Genomic DNA, 19,239 nt, shown 5'->3' with positions numbered 1-19,239 from the left:
TAAATAGCGTTATGTATACTTTTATATTCCACTATTGCTAACACTTTCAAGCTGTCTAAGTCCTATAATATTTATGGCTTTCAATATCATCAGTAATGAATGCTAGTATTGACAATAAAATAGACCAAACCAATAGCTATATTAGTTGACAACCTAGATCTATTCAAAAGAGTCCCATTCAAAACAGTCCCATTAAAAAAGACGCCATACAATGTGTAGGGCGTCTTTTTGCGTTAGGATAATCCTATTTTTAAAAAGATAGCCTATTCATCTGTTTAAATCTATTGACCCGTATCAATACGAACCAAACGAGTCGTTCCATCGGGGCCTACCGCACGGCGATAGCCGTCTTGTTTCTCAATCAGTTGCGAGATACTATCATTGGTAGCACTAGGCCGTTGGTTATACTGATTTGGACTTTGATATTGAGTATTTGATTGGTACTGAGTATTGGATTGGTTTTGATAAGGATAGGCATTGGTTGCAGGAGCAAACTGACCTTGGCTACCCATAATCAAACGATAAAACTTCTGTCCTGCACGGCCATCTGCTGGATAAACGCCTTTACTGGTCTGATACTGTCTGATAGCGGTACGGGTATTGTCACCGATAATGCCATCTACTTCACCAATGTCGTAGCCTGCATCAAGTAGCGCCTGCTGAATTTCACGGGCTTGACGGCGACTAATACCGGGGTCATCCGTTGGCCAGGCGGTGATAAAGTCAGTCTTACTGCTGTTTTCACTTTCTATCAAATCTGACAAGTGAGCAATGGCAAGGGCATAATTTTCTGAGGCATTATAAGAATAGAAGGTATCGAAGTTTTTACCCACTAAGAAAGCAGGACCATCCAGACCTGCAGGTAATAACAAGCCCGCACTGCTTAAATCGTAAGGAAGCGGGCGACCATCGGCTAAAGTAAAGCCCTTATCCCGCCAGTAGCTTAATGATTTTTTATTCTTGCGATCACTTGAACCCCAATATCCTGCTGGAATCTTAACCTCATAACCCCAAGGCTCACCACTGCGATAGCCACGTTTCTTGAGGAAGTTTGCCGTTGACGCCAAAGCATCTGGCTTGCTGTTTACCAAATCACGGCGGCCATCTCCATCAAAATCCACCGCTAAGTCTAAAAAGGTACCCGGCATAAACTGAGTTTGACCAAAAGCACCTGCCCATGAGCCTTTCATATCACTTGGGGCAATATCACCACGTTGTACAATTTTTAAAGCATTGGCAAACTCACCACGGAAGTAGGATTGACGACGATCAAAGCAAGATAGGGTAGCAAGCGACTGAAATAAGTCTTTTTTACCCAAAGTTTGCCCGAAATTTGACTCAACGCCCCACACACCTAACACGTGCTCCGCTTTTACACCATATTGGGATTCAATACGGCGCAAGGTATCTGCCATTTCACGTTTAGCTTGGATACCATCTTCAACACGCTCTTTATCAACGAGTGACGATAGATAATCCCAGACATCTTTTTGGAACTCTGGTTGATAATTTAACGATTGGATCACGCTAGGATCAGGCTCGCTGGGGCGATAGTTATTAAAGGTATAGCTATCTACACTGCGAAAGGTGCTAGAGTTTTTAAGCCCATCTAAGCATTGTTGAAATTCATAGTTGGATAAATTTGGGGCAGGGGGCTTAGCCGCGTGTGCAGAGGTGGCAGCTAAGGCTAGGCCGAGCACTGTTGTCACGGCTGTCGTTATCTGAGAAAGTCGCATGGGTGTATCCTTTCTTATCGTTAGTTTAATGAATGTTTTTTAATAGAATTAGAGCAATCAAGCCAGTGTTCAATCACTGAAAAAGTGAAATGTGCGCTATTCGTGAATAAATAAAGTTAATACTTGAAAATAGGGTTAGCTTAGGGTAACCAATATGATGATTAAATAAAAGGTATGATGGTGATTGGTTACGATAAAATCACGAGGTGTGAGGTTTTAGAGAGGTAGATCCTTCTTCCTTCTCCCTCACAAAGGTATCCTAAAAAGCTCAAAAGTAAGCTCATGACTCTCACCCGCTCCCAACTCAACCACATCCAAATGGGTATTGGCCGTCTCAATGCACAACATACGCTGATAGTCATCATTGGTAAATTGTGAGACCTGTTTTGCTTTCTCAATCCAAGGATTCCAAACCACGGTGCTGTGACTACCCTTAGCGTGAAGATGAAAAGTTTGCGCTGGCGTGTTTAAAGTAATATCTGGAGCGCCATGATAAATACGGTCAATTTCAGAGTTAAACCTAATATCGCCTTTCTGAGTCTTAGTTTGCCAACCCTTGGTTAGCGTATCACTGTAATGTATACCATCAAAGCCATTAACCGTGGTTTGAGTAATGTCATCAGTCGGCAGATAAGTATGCAAGGCTTGAGAGAATGTCACCGATTTATCATTGTTGTTTTTCGTAATAAGCTTGATGCTAAAGCCATGTTCATTAAAGGTAAACACAACTTTTAACCCCAAATTTGGTGCAGAGACGAACTTATCATCAAGCTTGTTATTATCTAACGTCAATATTAAAGTATTAGTTTGCGTTCCGCTTCCATCAGTATCATCAATGCTAAAGCTGTCCAGTTCAAAGAGTTGCAGGCGAGCATAGCCATGTTGTGGTATAGCATTCCTATTAGCCACATCGGCAAAGCTGTCCTTGACCGCTTGCGGATTGGCATCAAATTGTCCAAAGACGGGCCAGCATATTGGAATACCGCCCCGTACTGAGTCACGCAATTTATATTCGGCTTTGTCACTAACCCATAACCAATTGTCTGGAGCGTTTATGGACCAGTTAGCATTCCTCACATGAGCGCAATCTTTTAAGCCGTCTTCTAAGATATCTTCATCAACTTTATTGCTATTAGTAGAAAAATAAATCAGTTGAGCACCTTGCAGTAACACCACAGCACGATAGCCCTTACCCGTTATGGTGAGTGTGTCAAGCTCATCTATTGTATGATGATGCAATTGTGTTTTTTGATTGTGGATTAAACGAGACGGCATGAACGATTCCTAGTCTATGGTTGTTTGTCAGAATGTGCTAAGGGCATGAATGGAACGCAGCTAGCTTCGTTAACAGCTTAAAATAGTTAAAGCTGTCTGAACGCATTTTATTAAGAGTAGTGAGAGTGACGTTTACAAGGTTTTCGGTATCAAATGCCACGCGATATTCAGCCAAGGGTTGTTGTTGTCATTGGCACGTTGGGTTCGGTAGCGCTCTAATACTTCAAGCTCATAACGGCTGTCGTAATAACTATGTATATCGGCTGAAGAGATTAAGAAAGGGGGGCCAGGGTAGGTTTTGTACTCTGATTCATCCACGCCGTCTAACCCAAAGCTCAGTAGCAGCTGCGGAGCACAATGGGTTAACACTATTAAGTGCTGTGAATATCGTACACGCAGAGAGTCAGTTTCAGTCGCGGACGTCTTGTTTGATTGCTTTGGCTCGTCATCATAGTCATCAGGTAAGGCGACCAGCGCCGCTCGGTCATAAATAGCATCGACCTGACCGATATCTTGAGCCGTCAATTTGAAAATATCTGCCACCCAAATAGTAATGGTTTGATCTCCATAGCTTCCTTCATAAATTTTGATATCAGAATGTTTGGGATGTTGAGTAATGGACGGAACAATAGCATTTTCTTCGAAAAACTCAACTACCGCCGTTTCAATTAGCTCAACGCCCACAACATCATAACCTTGGCTGGCAAGCCAAATCATATCGATACTTTTGCCACATAATGGCACAAACACACAGCTGCCCTTAGCGAGATTTAAAGTAGGCATATATTTAACCATCAACGGATTTGGCTTTTGTTGATTAAAGCCTATTTGATTATTTTGCCATTTATCTTGCCAAAATTCGGGAGTCATATTGGGGCTCTTCTTATTCTAATCAATTGAGTTTTAATGGGTTGAAATACACTTTAGTTAATTGTACCGAATATCGTAAAGATTAGGGTTTATTATAAGTCAAAAAAAGGCTGGCGTTATTATCAATAACGCCAGCCTTAGCGAGCCGATGGGCACAATCTACTAAGTTAGAATCTGCTAAGTTAGAGACTACTTGACCATATACTGTTTAAACTCTTTACGTAATTTGCCAAGCTTAGGTGGAATAACCGCTTGGCAGTATCCCTGCATTGGGTTCTTATTAAAATAGTCTTGGTGGTAGTCTTCTGCTGCATAAAATTCGTGTACAGGATGTACCTCAGTGACCACATTTAGACCCAACTCATCGCGAAGCTTACCAATGACTCGATCGATGGTCGGTTTTTGTTTTTCTTCATCGGTATAAAACACCACAGATCGATATTGACTGCCGACATCATTGCCTTGACGGTCAACCGTTGTAGGATCATGCGTGGCAAAAAAGATGTCCAATATCACCTCTAACGGTACCACTGACTCATCAAAATCGACCCGTACCACTTCGATATGACCCGTTTCTCCCGTACACACATCTTTATAATTTGCCGAAGCTTCCTCACCACCCATATAGCCTGAGGTTACTTTTTCGACCCCTTTTACTGATTGAAAGACAGATTCGGTGCACCAAAAGCAACCGCCGCCTAATACTAATGTTTGCATAATTCATCCTTATTATTGATTAGCTTGGTCTTAATTCTATCAAAATACAAACAGCCTATAAGTTAAAAACGGTAATGATATAATACAGCGTGTTCAACATTGAATAAGAGACTCGATATGTCTAATACAGTAGATGCCGACGTTAAGCGCCATGCCATTGATAGCGAAAATATAGCTAAAGATAACGTGATTTACGACAACGTCTTCACCACGCCGCTCGACAAAGCCGCTCGCTTTTCTTTCGATGAACAAGTGGTGGCCTGCTTTCCCGATATGATACGCCGTAGTGTACCCGGTTATGGGCAAATGCTCGCCATGTTGCCCATATTTGCCAAACGTCACTGTCAGTTTGGGCAGACCAATCATGACGGTCAGCGTGTCAGCCGTGTTTATGATTTGGGCTGTTCATTGGGCGGTGCGACGATGGCATTGCTCAATGACACTGGCGGATTTGCCCCAGACGAATTGCAAATCAAAGCGGTGGACATCTCTCCTGCCATGACCAAAAAAGCCGCAACGCTTCTCCATGACAATTATCCCAATCATGACATCGACGTCATTACCGCAGACATCCGCGAGCTTACGTTTGAGCCTTGCGATATGGTGATATTAAATCTTACCTTGCAGTTCTTACCGCCTGCCGATCGCACTCAAGTATTACAAAACATTTTTAACGCGCTTAATGACGGCGGTATTTTGATATTGACCGAAAAAAATCACACTGGCGATGAGCAAGACGATGCTTGGCTGGTTGAGCGCTATTACGACTTCAAACGTGCCAATGGTTATAGCGAGCTTGAGATTAGCGGCAAACGCAATGCCTTAGAAAACGTGCTCATCACCGATACCTTAGTCCAGCATCATCAGCGTCTACAACAAGTTGGCTTTAGTCGCAGTCTAACGTGGTTTCAGTTTTTAAACTTCGCGTCTATTGTGGCTTTTAAATAGCGGGGTAGATAGTGGTATTGTTAAAAATTTATTATGGTCACTATTAGTAGTAGTTTAATATCTATCAGCTGATAAATTTAATTGTGCATTTGAAAAATTAAGGAAATCTTATGGAAGCTGGAAAAAGAACAATTAGAGATATATTCAACAGAGGTAGAAACTTAGAAATCCCATTTTTTCAAAGAGCGTATGTTTGGAATACTGAACAATGGCAACGGTTTTTAGAAGATATGCGTATGGTCTCATTGAATAGAAAGCCATATTTTCTAGGCTCAGTTATTCTAAAACAACAGCAAACAACGTCTAATAAAGACTCAATACTAACGGTTATTGATGGACAGCAAAGATTAACGACACTGAATATTTTTTTTAAAGTCTTAAGCTTAAAAAAGAAAGACAATGCTATTTTTACTGAAACATTTAAGAAGCAACGCGATAAAACTATTATTTTACTGCATAACCATAATGATGAAGAGTCATTCAATAAAGTTGTTAACCTTAAGGAGTTACAAGATATTAATGATGCTAAAAGTAATGATAATATCATTGGTGCTTATAACTTTTTTAAAAATAATATTACTGAAAAAGATTTGGCAGGGGATTTAGACTTTTTTAATATTTTAGATAATATTCTATTTGTCGGTATTGACCTTGGCTATGAAGAGGACGAACAACAAATATTTGACACAATAAACTCACTCGGTGTTCGTTTAACCACAGCTGAGTTGTTAAAAAACTTCTTTTTTAATCGTGATGAAATTGAAAAATATGATGAATATTGGAAAAATATATTTGAAAATAATGATGAAACAAAATCTTATTGGGATAGAGAGGTAACTACTGGTCGATTAAAAAGAACTTTTATTGATCTATTCTTCTATTCCTACCTTCAGATTAAGATTCAAGAGCCTGAGCTTAAAGTAAAAACAGAGGATAAGATTGAATTCTCTAAGGTAGATAACCTTTTTGAGTCTTATAAACGTTTTATTAGAGATTATGAGTTAAATATAGATGACATTTTAGAAGAAATTAAGGTATATGCTCAGTTATTTAGACAAAACTTTAATTATGAAATCGTAAATAAAGAGTTAAATTATAAAAGTGGTATTGAGCGTATAAATGCAATTATTTTTGGGCTAGATACTTCAACTTTAATCCCTTATTCGCTTTTTGTGTTAAAAAATGTTGATGATATCGATAAACAGAATGAGCTATTTGGGTTTATTGAAAGCTATATCATGCGCAGAATGATTGTCAGAGCTACCACTAAGAATTACAATCAACTTTTTACTGATAGTCTAATATCAAATAAAGTTTTATCGAAAAAACAACTTATTGAGTATATTGAGAAAAAAGGGGATAAGGTTAACTACTTCCCGAACGATGCTGAATTAAAAAATGGGTTTCATCAATCTGTGTTAATTAATAAACAAAGTAAAGGTATTATCTATTTGCTTGAATCAAAGATTAGAGACAAGTCAAGACATGCAACTCAACTTCTAGGTATCAATAAGTATAGCCTTGAGCATTTGATGCCTAAAAAATGGCAAAATAATTGGAATGATGAACTAACTACTGAAGAACAAGATGAAAGAAACTTTAAACTAAAAACTTTAGGTAACTTAGCAATTATCACTCAGTCATTAAACACATCAATTCGTGATGCCAATTGGACTACTAAAAAAGAAGGAAGTAAAAATAAGGAGGGTCTGAAACACTATTCTGGTGGTATTGAAACACTGTCACCTTATCTTGAACTTGAGGTATGGAACGAATCTGAAATTGATAAAAGAGCTGATGACCTGTTGGATAAAGCGCTAGAAATATGGAAGATTTAAAGTAAATACGACAGTTATAAAATAGGTTTTGAGTTCCTTTTTGTTTAATGAAAGGGGTGTGTTATTTTAAAAATCTAGACTTTTAAGTTCTTTCATCACTGTACAAGCGAGAGCTTATATCGCTTTCCCCCTTACAATAACTACCCCACATTCACTTACATAACGAACCGTCTATGACCAACCAAACCATCTCTACCGCCGAACGCGAACTCTACCTAGCATTGATTCAGCGTGCCCAATACCGACCTATTGCCACCGAATGGCTGGCTAACCTGCCACATTGGCTAAGCGACATCAAAGACAAACGACGCTATGCGCATGCCCCTGCTTATTTAGCTGCCGTCGAAAAGCTACCAACACTTGATGTTAAAAATGTTGATTTAAACAGCGATACCTTAACCGTTGATGCTGAGTTAACTACCGGACAAGGTAAGCAGATACAGGCATTAATGAAACAATTGATGCCATGGCGAAAAGGGCCGTTTCAAATTGGGTTAGGTGAGAATAAGGTGGTTATCGACACCGAATGGCATAGTGACTGGAAATGGCAGCGTATTGCGCCTCATATCGGCACACTCGAAGGACGCTATGTACTTGATGTGGGGGGTGGCTCAGGGTATCACGGATGGCGCATGGCGGGAGCGGGTGCTAAGCAAGTGATCGTGATTGACCCGTCGTGTTTGTTTTATCATCAATTTATGGCGATTCGTCATTTTGTCGGTGGGTTTGATGCGGATAAGGATATTGATAAGACTGGCGTAGGCTATCGCACTCATTATATTCCGGTAGGGTTAGAGGCGTTGCCTGCCAGTATAGACCAAGGCAATCAGTTGTTTGATACCGTGTTTTGTATGGGGGTGTTATACCATAGACAGTCACCCTTTGAGCATCTTAATCAGCTAAAAAATCAGCTTATCAAAGGCGGTCTGTTGATATTGGAGACCTTAGTGGTAGAAGGGGATAAAAATACGGTATTAGTACCGCATGATCGCTATGCCAAAATGAATAATGTCTATTTTATACCGTCTGTGGCGGCATTGATCGGCTGGCTAGAAAAGGTCGGCTTTAGAGATGTCAAATGTGTGGATATTGATATCACCTCGACTGAGGAACAGCGAGCGACAGATTGGATGACCTATCAATCGCTAAAAGACTTTTTAGATCCGAAGGATTCAACTAGGACCATTGAAGGCTATCCTGCACCGATGCGAGCGACGTTGATTGCCACAAAATAGCTCAATACGAGTCACACAATACAAGTCGCTGAATACAAATCACTAAATATAAGTCACTGAATACGAGTAAACTCTAGCCTTTTATGTTAATCAATTATACCGATAATGGGCTTGGGCTAACGTTGATTCGAAACTACAAGACCCATCTGGTAAATACCACCTCAAGCACCAGTTTAAGTAAGAATCCCACGAAACCTGCCCCCAATGCGACAAAAATCCAAAAGGTACCTGCGCGCCCTGCGTCAGACTTTTTAGAGATGTCCCACATAATAAAAAATAAAGTAGCGATAAAGATAGGCAGTAATACGTACAAGCCCCAACTGGTAACAGTTTCAGCAGCAATAGCGAATACAGTAGCAAGCATAAGTTAATCCTAATATGAGTGTTTTTAAAGTTGTATAAGCGGCGATTGATTAAACTAGGGTCTATCGAATTTTTGGTTGTTTAGTAACGGTTATAGTTAAAACTAAAATACTTATTAGATAGTAGATTGTTTGATTTGAGTGAAAAACCAATGAAATTATTCATCCAATACGTTGTGATGGTCACTTTCAAGTAGAATAATGTGACATAAATAGAGCTGTAGGATTCTGTCATTTAGATGAATTTTCAATGCTAAACTAGAGTTAGAGTATTATTAGATAATGAATGATAAAATCTGTCTTAAGTTATCCCATACAGCTTATTTTGAAGTCATTATAGGGTAATCAAAGTCTAAAGTGCCATGCCATAAAACAAACAGTCACAAAATACTAGTCAAGTTAAGTCCAGTAAGTAAGGTTAGGTTAAACCGATAAATCACGATTAACAGATAGTCAATCTATAGATCCTTTGACAATATGTGGAAAATAAGAGCAAAGCTTGATATATTAAAGGGTTCGTCAAGCATATTCAATGATATACCCGTTATTATTAATTAAATACCAACTCAATTAAATATCAATCATTGTAGAACACCCCTGTTAAACATCATTCATTTAAATTACGTATTCACCTAACTTTAGAGTTTATTAAATTATGTCGCAAGCTCAAATTGATGAAATCTATACATTATTAGATAGCGCAGCTAAGGCGTTGATTGCTCAAGGTATCTTACCCAATAACTGGGAAAATAACAGTCAGATTACTCGAAGTAAAAGCCCTGAGCATGGCGATTATGCAAGCAATATTGCATTAACGGCAGCCAAAGTCGCAAAAACCAATCCGCGTGCATTGGCAGAGCAATTGATAGCGGCTTTACCTGAGAATAAGAGTATTGCTAAGCTTGAGGTCGCAGGACCAGGATTTATCAATATATTTCTCAACAGCGAAGCCAAGTTTGCTGTCCTTGATGCCATTTTTGAACAAAATGAACGCTTTGGTTTAACCGATGAGTTTGCTGATAATAAGGTGCAGGTTGAGTTTGTGTCCGCGAACCCTACCTCAAGCTTGCATGTCGGTCATGGCCGTGGCGCCGCTTTTGGTATGAGTGTCGCAAACTTACTAGAAGCCGTAGGCTACAAGGTGACCCGTGAGTATTATGTCAATGATGCGGGTCGTCAAATGGACATTTTGGCGGTCAGTACCTATTTAAGGTATTTGGAAATCAATGGCGAAGATATTCACTTCCCTGTTGGTGGCTACCAAGGCGACTATGTCACTGATATTGCTCAGACGCTTAAAGACCAGCATGGCGATACGTATGTCCATCCTTACAGCCAAATTAGTGCGGATGTGGTGGAAGATGCGGTTTATCAGACTAACGCTGACGGAGAGCAAACACTGGTGTCGGGCGATAAAAATGCCCATATTGATGGTGTAATAGCCAACAGTAAGCAACTGCTTGGTAAGGGCTATGAGCTTTTCTTAAATGCCGCATTGACTGAGATTTTAGAAGATATAAAAGACGATCTAAACGATTTTGGCGTTCGCTTTGAGCGCTGGTTTAGTGAAAAGTCGATTGCAGAGGATATTGAGCCTGTACTAGAAGCACTTGATAGAAAAGGCTATCTGTATGAAAAGGACGGTAATACGTGGTTCCGATCAACAGATTTCGGCGATGAAAAAGACCGTGTGGTTCGTCGTGCCAATGGTTTAACCACTTACTTTGCGTCAGATATTGCCTATCACAAAAATAAATTTGACCGTGGTTTTGATACTGTTATTAATGTCTGGGGCGCGGATCATCATGGTTATATCGCCCGTGTTCGTGCAGCATTAACCGCTTTAGGTATCGATGAGAAGCGTTTAGAAGTGATATTAGTGCAGTTTGTTGCGTTATGGCGTGGGGAGGAGAAAATACAAATGTCCTCGCGCTCAGGTAAGTTTGTCACCTTGCGTGAGCTACGCGATGAAGTCGGTAACGATGCTGCAAGATTTTATTATGTAGCGCGTAAGCCTGAGGTACACATTGACTTCGATCTAGAATTAGCAAAATCTCAAAGTAAAGACAATGCGGTGTATTATATTCAATATGCACATGCCCGTGTATGTAGCGTACTTGAGAAGCTGGATGCTAAAGGGCTAAGTGTCGATGATGCTTTAGGTTTAGCACATCAAGAATTGTTAGATGGTGAGACAGAAAGTGAGCTGCTTAAACTGTTGGCCGCATATCCTGCGACGTTAAAGCGTGCTGCTACCGGCTATGATCCGCATGTCTTGACCAACTATCTAAAAGACTTGGCCTCATTATTCCACAGCTGGTACAACGACAATCGTATTTTACCCGTTAGTATTATTGCGGATGAATCGCCAAGCAACGAAGAGCTCGACTTAATGCAGGCTCGTTTGCGCTTATCAAAAGCGGTTCGTCAAGTTTTGGCAAATGGACTGAGCCTTCTAGGGTTGTCAGCGCCCACTAGCATGTAGATTGATTCGGTTAGTGTAATGAGTACCCAGTTTTGAGTGCTCGTTATCTAAATACTTATTTTAAGCGTTACCCTTCATGTTAATGACACATACGCCGTTCAACGCGATGTATTCAAAAGCGAAGCAAGCTTCATACTAAGTCGTTTAAAGCTTAAATATCGTAAAATGCTTTGCCAATGAGATGACTTAACAGAATCATAAATGGAGAAGTCTATGTTAGCAAAAAAACCTAAGGGCGCTGTCGAGAAACGTCCAAGCAGTGGCCTTTCAAGCTTACTATGGATATTCGTTGGTTCGATATTGACGTTAATGATTGGTTTGGCATTGTATTTGTTGAACCCATTTGACATTGGCACAGAAGAAAAAGTTGAAGAGCGTACCGTTGAGCCTCTTAATCAGACTACCAATAAGGCGGATGATTACGAGTTCTATGACTTATTGCCTGGTCAGGAGATGATCAGTGTGCCTGATGAAGCGGTAATCGAAGAGTCGGAGCTTTCAACAGGCAATACAGAGCTTAGACCGGATGTTGTGGTGACTGATCCCAGTGCACAGAGTAGTGATAACAGCGCTACTAATAATCAAAACTCTGGAAACTATGGCATATCAGAGGATTCGGTTATGAACCCTATGGGATCACAACAGCCCTCAGCGACCAATGATGATCAAGATATCGTTATAGTTGAAGAGGAAGGCACTTATGATGAGCCTACCAATAATGATGCAAGTGGGCAAAATGCGCCTTCTACTTCTCAGGGAAATGTTGCCAATCAAGCAGGTGCAGGTTCCACAACAGCGGCACCAAAAAAATCAAGCTATATTTTACAAATTCACAGCTATAACACTGCTGACGAGGCGGATAAGCGTCGAGCTCAAGTTTTATTAGCAGGGGTTGATGTGCGTGTGGTTAAAAATAAACGCGCCAATGGTCAGGTCATTTATCAAGTAGTGTCTGCGCCGATGACCAACCGACAAGCTGTGTTAGCTGCTCAGCAGAAGCTGCAAAACAATGGTATTGACTCGCTTATCGTAGAGCAGCGTCGTTAGAACCAACCACTTATAATGTAAGGTGTCACTGATAATGCCCAAAGTCTCATCAATTACTCGAGTACTGCAAATAATCGAAGCGGTATCCTACGCGGCAAAACCCATTACGCCTTTAGAGCTTTCAAAAGAGTTGGATATTCCGAAACCCACCATTCATCGTCTTATTCAGCAATTGGTGGATGAGGGCTTTGTCATGGTAGATATCACAGGAGGGGTTATCGCGGGCAAGCGGGTGCGAAATTTAAGCGTTGAGCTATGGCAGCAGCGACAGTTTTATAGTGAGCGCCAAGTTGTGTTACAGCGTCTCGTCAACGATGTCAAAGAGACGTGTGGTATTGCGGTTCCGCAGAATATGAACATGGTCTATACCAACCGTGTAATCACAGAGCTACCGTTACAAATTTATCTTCCTATCGGCTCCAAGTCACCGATGTGGTGTACGGCCACGGGTAAGCTATATTTAAGTCAACTGTCATCCGATCGTCGCCATAGAATGCTGCAAAACTTGAGCTTAGATAAGTTCACTAAAAATACCATTACGGATTATGATGCCTTAAGTACAGAGCTTGAGAGTATTGCCGAAACAGGGATTGGCGTTGATAATGAAGAGTTTATCTCTGAAATGGTCGCCGTGTCTGTACCGATCTTAGATAAACAAGAGCGCTATTTAGCGTCGCTTTATCTGCATGCGCCCACGGTTCGTATTTCACTCGATGACCTGCTGCAGTATGTACCGCGGATGCGTGAGGCCGCGTTGGATATTCAGGCATTAGTGTATGAGTTACAAAGTTAAAATATTATAGTCGTAGGCAAACTAAAGAGCCACAGCGTTAACCTCGTTAAGCCTACTAGAGTAGTACTTGCGCTCGGTTGCCTTGTAACCATTTTAGTCTTCTTTGACTATAGTTGCCGATGACTATACTGGGTGAGTGACGTCTTTCATACCAGACGTAAAAATCCCAAGTCACTGACTTGGGATTTTTTCTTTGTGAAAGTCGTATCTATATAAGTCCTATCCATACACCATGAACGATTTAAGCTATTATATATATTCAAAAAAGTACGCACTAACTTTTGTAAAATAAGGTTAGGTAGGAAGCTTATAGCTCATTTAAGCTTATAGCTCATTTAAATAGTAGAGAACGCCAGTATTTATGCCCAATCAGTCTATTAAGACTTAGTTAATACACTGCTATCAAAATAGGCCATGATACTTGAGAAGTCCATATCGTTAAACTGTTGATTGTGCTCCTCATATAGCTTAGCCGTCTGAGCACCCATAGGTACTTTCGCGCCCATCTCTTCTGCGGTTTGTAATGCTAAGTTTATATCTTTGTGCATGTGCTGGGTCATAAAGCCACCCGTATAGCCTCTACTCGATGGGACATTTTCCAAAATATTAGGGTAGGGGTTATAGACCTCAAGTGTCCAGTTGCGTCCTGAACTTTGTAGCATGATTTCAGATAAAGTGTTGGGATTGAGACCACTCTTAACGCCAAGATTTATCGCTTCAGCAGTACCTGTCATCAAAATACCAAGCAGCATATTATTGCAAATTTTCGCCACTTGCCCAGCCCCATTGTCACCGGCATGGAAAATATTTTTACCCATAATTTGTAATAAGGGCTTAGCACGATTAAAGGCGTCATCGCCACCACCGACAATAAAGGTCAATGTTCCTGCTTCGGCACCTGCTGTGCCACCAGATACTGGTGCATCGATAATATCTATTCCTTTAGCGCTTGCAACAGTGGCGACCGTGATGGCATCGGCGGGCGCTATGGTACTGCTGTCAATAACCAGTGTGCTGCTTGGGATATGCGCCAATATGCCGTTATCTGTTAACTCGGTGGCATTAGCATCGCCTAAATAGACGGTTTTGACATGCTTGCCAGCGGGTAACATGGTTATTACAACATCGGCATTTTTGACTGCCTCAATTGGTGAGGATGAAGTCTGAGCGCCGACTTGGGCAAGGTGTTGCTGGGCGTTATCTGACAAATCATAAACGGTGACATTAAAGCCACCTTTAATTAGATTTTTGGCCATTGGACCACCCATATTACCCAGTCCAATAAAAGCAACGTTAAGAGAGTCATGAGTGTTGGGGGTGCTAGTGCTGCTATTGTTATCTATTGAATGTGCCGTCATGATATCCTTCCTTGATAGTCAATTTTGATAGAAAAAGTCTTGAGCTAATGGGGTTAATTTAAGTCGCGAGCTTTGTTAAGTATCTAGTTTTTTTAATTCTAGTTTTGTTAAGTCACTAGTTGTGAGCCAAATGAGGACTTACCTAACCAATCCTGAAATATATGGACGCCCTCAGGGTAGGGGCTGGCAAAATGACTGGCGATATAGTCTTTACCTGATGACGTTATACATTCCTCTAAACTGCGTGACCAGTTAGGGTTTTTATCCTTATCAATCAGTAGCGCCCGCACCCCTTCCTTAAAGTCTGGATTGTTGGCACAGTGCACGGCAACATTGGCCTCAAGTACTAAAATTTGCTCTAAAGACAAGTCTTTGACTCGGTGATATAACTCATAAGTCAAAGCGGCAGTCACGGGACAACCTCGACGGTAAGTGGTCACCGCTCGCTTGGTCCAACTGTCTTCTGCAAAGCTTGCATCTAGTTGCGCAAGCTTATTGTCATCAGTCAAAATATCATCAATCTGCTGCAAACCACCACTGACCATCAACGTCTGAATCGCTTGCCAGTGTTGCGCCAGCTTGCTCGGCGTCAACTCAGACTCAAGCTGAACCTTAGTGGCTACCTCTAACTGAGACAAAGTATGACTGGCTGTGCGATGGGCGTGACTATAAAGTGAATCGACAGTTTTGGGTTGCTGCCAGTCAGCTTTTGCCAATGTATCTATGACTCTCGCGAAGCTATCGCTGGGTAGGGCATATTCTGCAAGACTGACAAATTTCGCATCATTAGCATTGCATAAAGCGCCAGTTAAACCCAAAAACAATCCCGTTTTGGCAGGCATGCGCTGCAAAAACCAACTACCTGAAGCGTCGGGAAATAATCCAATGCTAATCTCAGGCATGGCAAACTTAGTCGTTTCAGTGACAATACGATGACTACAGGCAGCCGTCAATCCCATACCACCGCCCATAATAATACCGTTACCCCACAAAATTAACGGCTTATTATAAAAGTGCATTTGACGATATAGCTTGTATTCACCTCCAAAAAACTGAGTAGCGTAAGGGTTCGGCATCGGCGGATTGTCTATCATGCTGTCATAAAGCTTACGAATATCACCACCTGCACAAAACGCCTTATCACCGGCACCCCGTAATATAACCGCCACAACACGCTCATCGTCCTGCCAATGCAATAACTGCTCAGACATTAGCTGGCACATATCGACACTAAGTGCATTGAGCGACTTTGGTGAATTTAGCATCATCTCGCCAATCACATGACCTGAGTGGGTAGGGTGTTCGGTAAACAGTACTGATGCTTCTGTTGCTTGTGAGGCTTCATTTTGCATAGGGAGTCCCTTTTTATATTTTAAATTCCGTTTCTTATCACTGGCAATTATTGTTATTGGCTAGTCAGAGGTAACTCAATAAGATGATTATTTGTTTTGCCATGATGGTTTACGCTTTTCTAAAAAGGCGTTCACCCCTTCCGTTTGATCCGCCGTGTCGAATAGTTTGACAAAGGCTTCACGCTCATTGATTAGGTTATAAGCAGGCGGCTGATGTCTGGCCGATTGTACCAATTGTTTTGATAAGGTGACGGCAACAGGTGATTGTTTGGTAACCTTGTTGGCTAATTCTAATGCCACTGTTAAGCCGTTCCCTTTCTCGGTCACTTCTTCGACCAAGCCAATGCGCAATGCAGTCTCAGCATCGACGCGTTCCCCGCATAAGATCATACGCTTTGCCCAACCTTCGCCCACTAGCCAAGGTAGGTTTTGGGTGCCACCTGCACAAGGCAATAAGCCAACGCTGGCTTCAGGCAACGCCATAACAGCATGTGCTTCAGCAATACGGATATCGCAGGCAAGAGCACATTCAAGTCCGCCGCCCATGGCATAGCCATTAATCGCAGCAATACTGACGCCACGATAGTTTGATAAAGCCTCAAAGGCTTCAGCAAAGGCAATGGCCATTGAAATAGCAATGCCTTTATCGCCGTCTGCAAAGGTATTCAAATCAGCCCCTGCAGAGAAGAACTTCTCGCCGTCACCATGGATGACGAGCGCATAAACTGAATCATTGTTATTTAAGTCATCGATCAGTTGCTTGAGTGACTGTAAGCTTGACGCCGTCCAGGTATGAGCAGGCGGATTGTTTAGGGTTAACGTGGCAACGTGGCCGTCAATGGATACGTTTAGATTGGTATAAGTGGTCATAGTATCGCCTTTTAGTCTGATGTTACTGATTTTAAAAAATTACTGATGTTAATAAGGGTACTGGTGTTGATAAGGGTACTGCTCTACAAGTATTTATTAAGCTCATGGTGTCATTTTTGGCATTAGCGAAAGCCGTCTAATCCGTCCGCATCGAGCATTTTGCGTGACACAATGACTCGCATAATCTCATTCGTGCCCTCTAAAATCTGATGCACGCGCAAATCACGCACATGGCGCTCAAGCGGATATTCATTGAGATAACCATAGCCCCCATGTAGCTGTAACGCTTGATTAGCGACCTCAAAACTTAAGTCGGTAGACATGCGTTTTGCCATTGCACAGTAGGCAGTTGCATTGGTATCTTTCGTGTCAACTTTATTGGCAGCTAAATAGATCATTTGACGGGCGGCAACGGTTTGGGTCAGCATATCAGCAAGCTTAAATTGTACCGATTGCAAATCTGCTATGGCACTACCAAATTGGTTACGTTGTTGCACATAGTCTAATGCCGTCTCTAGCGCAGACTGTGCGGTACCAACTGCACAAATACCGATATTAATACGACCACCATCTAAGCCTTTCATGGCAAATTTAAAGCCTTCTCCTTCTTGACCTAACAGATGACTGGCAGGAACTTTGACGTCTTTAAAGTGAATAGTGCGGGTAGGCTGTGATTTCCAGCCCATTTTATGCTCATTTTTACCATAGCTGATACCCTCGCTGTGCGCATCGACTACAAAGGCGGAGACCCCTTTGGGACCAGCAGCTCCTGTACGTGCCATAACCACTAAGATGTCGGTAGCTCCAGCGCCTGATATGAAGGTTTTCTCACCATTTAGCAGATAATGGCTTTCTCCATTGGTATCATCGATTTGCTTAACCGCTTTGGTCGATAACGATCCAGCATCAGAGCCAGCATTTGGCTCAGTCAAACAATAGCTGGATAATAGCTCACCACTGACCAGCTTCGGTACCACCTCATGTCGCACCTCATCTTTGGCATATTCGCCAATCATCCACGTCACCATATTATGGATACTAATATAGGCGGACACTGACGTATCGCCCCAAGCGAGTTGTTCAAATACGAGGGCCGCATCGAGACGTGGCAGACCTAAGCCGCCACAGTCTGGATTGGTATATAATCCCAAAAAACCAAGATCGCCGGTACGCTTAATGACGTCAACTGGGAAATGACTTTCCCTGTCCCAAGTGGCAGCGTTTGGTTTCAATTCCTTTAGTGCAAATTGATGGGCGGCTTGTTGATACGCCAACTGGTCGTCGGATAATGTAAAGTCCATATCTATTCCTTGATGATTACTTGATAGTATTTAAATTCCTTTTCACGCTATTTCTTAAGCGGCTATTTATTAGGTGACTTATTAAGCGTCTATTTATTAAGTGGTTATTTATTAAGTGACTAACCAACTTATTTACTAACTGATTAATTCATTAACTAACTAACTAACTTTTCACTAACTTGCTGACCTAACATGGCCACAAGAAACACGGATAGCGAGACTAACACGATGCCTACACTTTGAAATAGCGAAATGCTGCCTTCTAAAAAGACAAAGGAGAGGCCTAACGCTGATATCGGTACGAGATAAAACAAAGTTGATACCTGACTAATGGGCAACTCTCTAATCAGTGAATAAAGAAGGCTTATCGCGCCAATCGATACGATAACTGCCATCCACAATAGCGAAAACACAAATTCTGAAGTCCATTCAATATGATGGACAGGGTAGAACAACCAAACGATCGCGCAGAAAGCAAAGGAGGCGCCAGACTGTAAAAATCCGCCAAATACCAAGTGCATATTTTGACAATAATACTTCTGGTAAATGCTGCCGCATGTTGCACCTAGTAGTCCTAATAAGGCCATAGCTAGCCCGATTAAGCTCGGTGGATTCAGCCCTCCAAACACGATCACCATAACTCCTATCAGCCCAATGACCAACCCTATCCATTGAAAGGGGGATACAGATGCTTTATACACCATCCAAGCAATCAAACTTGCTAATAATGGCTGAAAAGAGATGATTAACGCGGATGTTGACGCTGAAATACCATAGTCAATCGCTAAAAAGACACCGAGCGAGAAAACACCGACTATCAGCACACCCGCTATCGTTATGTGAACCATCTCACGCAGCGAGCTAGGTAGTGTCGGTTTGATAATAAGACAGACCAGACCTAATAGCGCTGCTGTTATGGCAAACCTAATCACCAAAAATGAGACTGGATCTGCGTAGGGCAATCCGTACTGAGTGGCGACAAATCCCGAACCAAAGAGTAAAACGAATAATAAGGATAGGGTTATTGTTTTCACTCAGTAGTCCTATATCGG

Annotated in this window: 16 protein-coding genes; 6 read left to right on the top strand and 10 right to left on the bottom strand. The window is 41.7% G+C overall.

Going from position 1 to position 19,239, the window contains the following annotated elements; all coding sequences use genetic code 11:
* Positions 1-281: 281 nt before the first annotated feature.
* From AC2SLT_RS03515 to msrA, 4 genes are all read right to left on the bottom strand, one after another.
* Positions 282-1,736, bottom strand: a complete 1,455-nt coding sequence (locus AC2SLT_RS03515) for a lytic murein transglycosylase (RefSeq protein WP_486546175.1) — start codon at positions 1,734-1,736, stop codon at positions 282-284.
* Between the two features lie 246 nt (positions 1,737-1,982).
* On the bottom strand, positions 1,983-3,011 hold the full coding sequence (locus tag AC2SLT_RS03510) for a D-hexose-6-phosphate mutarotase (RefSeq protein ID WP_486546174.1): 1,029 nt from the start codon (positions 3,009-3,011) through the stop codon (positions 1,983-1,985).
* A 132-nt stretch (positions 3,012-3,143) separates the two neighbouring features.
* Entirely contained in the window at positions 3,144-3,881 is a 738-nt protein-coding gene (locus tag AC2SLT_RS03505; protein ID WP_486546172.1) for a class I SAM-dependent methyltransferase, read from the bottom strand.
* 189 nt (positions 3,882-4,070) lie between these two features.
* The gene (gene msrA, locus AC2SLT_RS03500; RefSeq protein WP_486546170.1) at positions 4,071-4,598 is read right to left on the bottom strand and encodes a peptide-methionine (S)-S-oxide reductase MsrA; all 528 of its coding nucleotides are present in this window, start codon (positions 4,596-4,598) and stop codon (positions 4,071-4,073) included.
* Positions 4,599-4,715: 117 nt separating this feature from the next.
* Here msrA and cmoA point away from each other — a divergent pair, with 117 nt between their 5' ends.
* The 3 genes from cmoA (at position 4,716) to cmoB (ending at position 8,619) form a co-directional block, all read left to right on the top strand.
* Positions 4,716-5,546: a carboxy-S-adenosyl-L-methionine synthase CmoA gene (gene cmoA / locus AC2SLT_RS03495; protein WP_486546169.1), complete on the top strand. Its 831-nt coding sequence runs from the start codon at positions 4,716-4,718 to the stop codon at positions 5,544-5,546.
* A 110-nt stretch (positions 5,547-5,656) separates the two neighbouring features.
* Positions 5,657-7,384: a DUF262 domain-containing protein gene (locus tag AC2SLT_RS03490; protein WP_486546167.1), complete on the top strand. Its 1,728-nt coding sequence runs from the start codon at positions 5,657-5,659 to the stop codon at positions 7,382-7,384.
* Between the two features lie 173 nt (positions 7,385-7,557).
* The gene (gene cmoB / locus AC2SLT_RS03485) at positions 7,558-8,619 is read left to right on the top strand and encodes a tRNA 5-methoxyuridine(34)/uridine 5-oxyacetic acid(34) synthase CmoB (RefSeq protein WP_486546165.1); all 1,062 of its coding nucleotides are present in this window, start codon (positions 7,558-7,560) and stop codon (positions 8,617-8,619) included.
* 133 nt (positions 8,620-8,752) lie between these two features.
* Here cmoB and AC2SLT_RS03480 read toward each other — a convergent pair whose 3' ends face one another.
* Complete coding sequence (locus AC2SLT_RS03480) at positions 8,753-8,983, bottom strand: DUF2788 domain-containing protein (RefSeq protein ID WP_486546163.1); 231 nt, start codon at positions 8,981-8,983, stop codon at positions 8,753-8,755.
* A 653-nt stretch (positions 8,984-9,636) separates the two neighbouring features.
* On the opposite strand from AC2SLT_RS03480, the gene argS reads away from it, so the two are divergent.
* The 3 genes from argS to AC2SLT_RS03465 all read left to right on the top strand — a co-directional run bounded on the left by argS (position 9,637) and on the right by AC2SLT_RS03465 (position 13,306).
* Entirely contained in the window at positions 9,637-11,466 is a 1,830-nt protein-coding gene (gene argS, locus AC2SLT_RS03475) for an arginine--tRNA ligase (protein WP_486546161.1), read from the top strand.
* 213 nt (positions 11,467-11,679) lie between these two features.
* Positions 11,680-12,513: an SPOR domain-containing protein gene (locus AC2SLT_RS03470; protein ID WP_486546159.1), complete on the top strand. Its 834-nt coding sequence runs from the start codon at positions 11,680-11,682 to the stop codon at positions 12,511-12,513.
* A gap of 34 nt (positions 12,514-12,547) precedes the next feature.
* Positions 12,548-13,306 carry an IclR family transcriptional regulator gene (locus AC2SLT_RS03465; protein WP_486546158.1) on the top strand — a complete coding sequence of 253 codons (759 nt, stop codon included), beginning with the start codon at positions 12,548-12,550 and terminating at the stop codon, positions 13,304-13,306.
* Between the two features lie 377 nt (positions 13,307-13,683).
* Here the strand turns inward: AC2SLT_RS03465 and mmsB are convergent, their stop codons facing one another.
* The 5 genes from mmsB to AC2SLT_RS03440 all read right to left on the bottom strand — a co-directional run bounded on the left by mmsB (position 13,684) and on the right by AC2SLT_RS03440 (position 19,221).
* Positions 13,684-14,664, bottom strand: a complete 981-nt coding sequence (gene mmsB, locus AC2SLT_RS03460; protein ID WP_486546156.1) for a 3-hydroxyisobutyrate dehydrogenase — start codon at positions 14,662-14,664, stop codon at positions 13,684-13,686.
* 107 nt (positions 14,665-14,771) lie between these two features.
* Entirely contained in the window at positions 14,772-16,016 is a 1,245-nt protein-coding gene (locus AC2SLT_RS03455) for an enoyl-CoA hydratase/isomerase family protein (RefSeq protein ID WP_486546154.1), read from the bottom strand.
* An 87-nt stretch (positions 16,017-16,103) separates the two neighbouring features.
* Complete coding sequence (locus tag AC2SLT_RS03450; protein WP_486546152.1) at positions 16,104-16,886, bottom strand: enoyl-CoA hydratase; 783 nt, start codon at positions 16,884-16,886, stop codon at positions 16,104-16,106.
* 122 nt (positions 16,887-17,008) lie between these two features.
* Positions 17,009-18,187: an acyl-CoA dehydrogenase family protein gene (locus tag AC2SLT_RS03445; protein WP_486546150.1), complete on the bottom strand. Its 1,179-nt coding sequence runs from the start codon at positions 18,185-18,187 to the stop codon at positions 17,009-17,011.
* A gap of 155 nt (positions 18,188-18,342) precedes the next feature.
* The gene (locus tag AC2SLT_RS03440; RefSeq protein WP_486546149.1) at positions 18,343-19,221 is read right to left on the bottom strand and encodes a DMT family transporter; all 879 of its coding nucleotides are present in this window, start codon (positions 19,219-19,221) and stop codon (positions 18,343-18,345) included.
* Positions 19,222-19,239 lie beyond the last annotated feature (18 nt).

The sequence above is a fragment of the Psychrobacter sp. CX18 genome (assembly GCF_057396215.1).
Note: the sequence above shows the minus strand (reverse complement) of the source record. Positions and strands in the feature narration are given on the sequence as shown.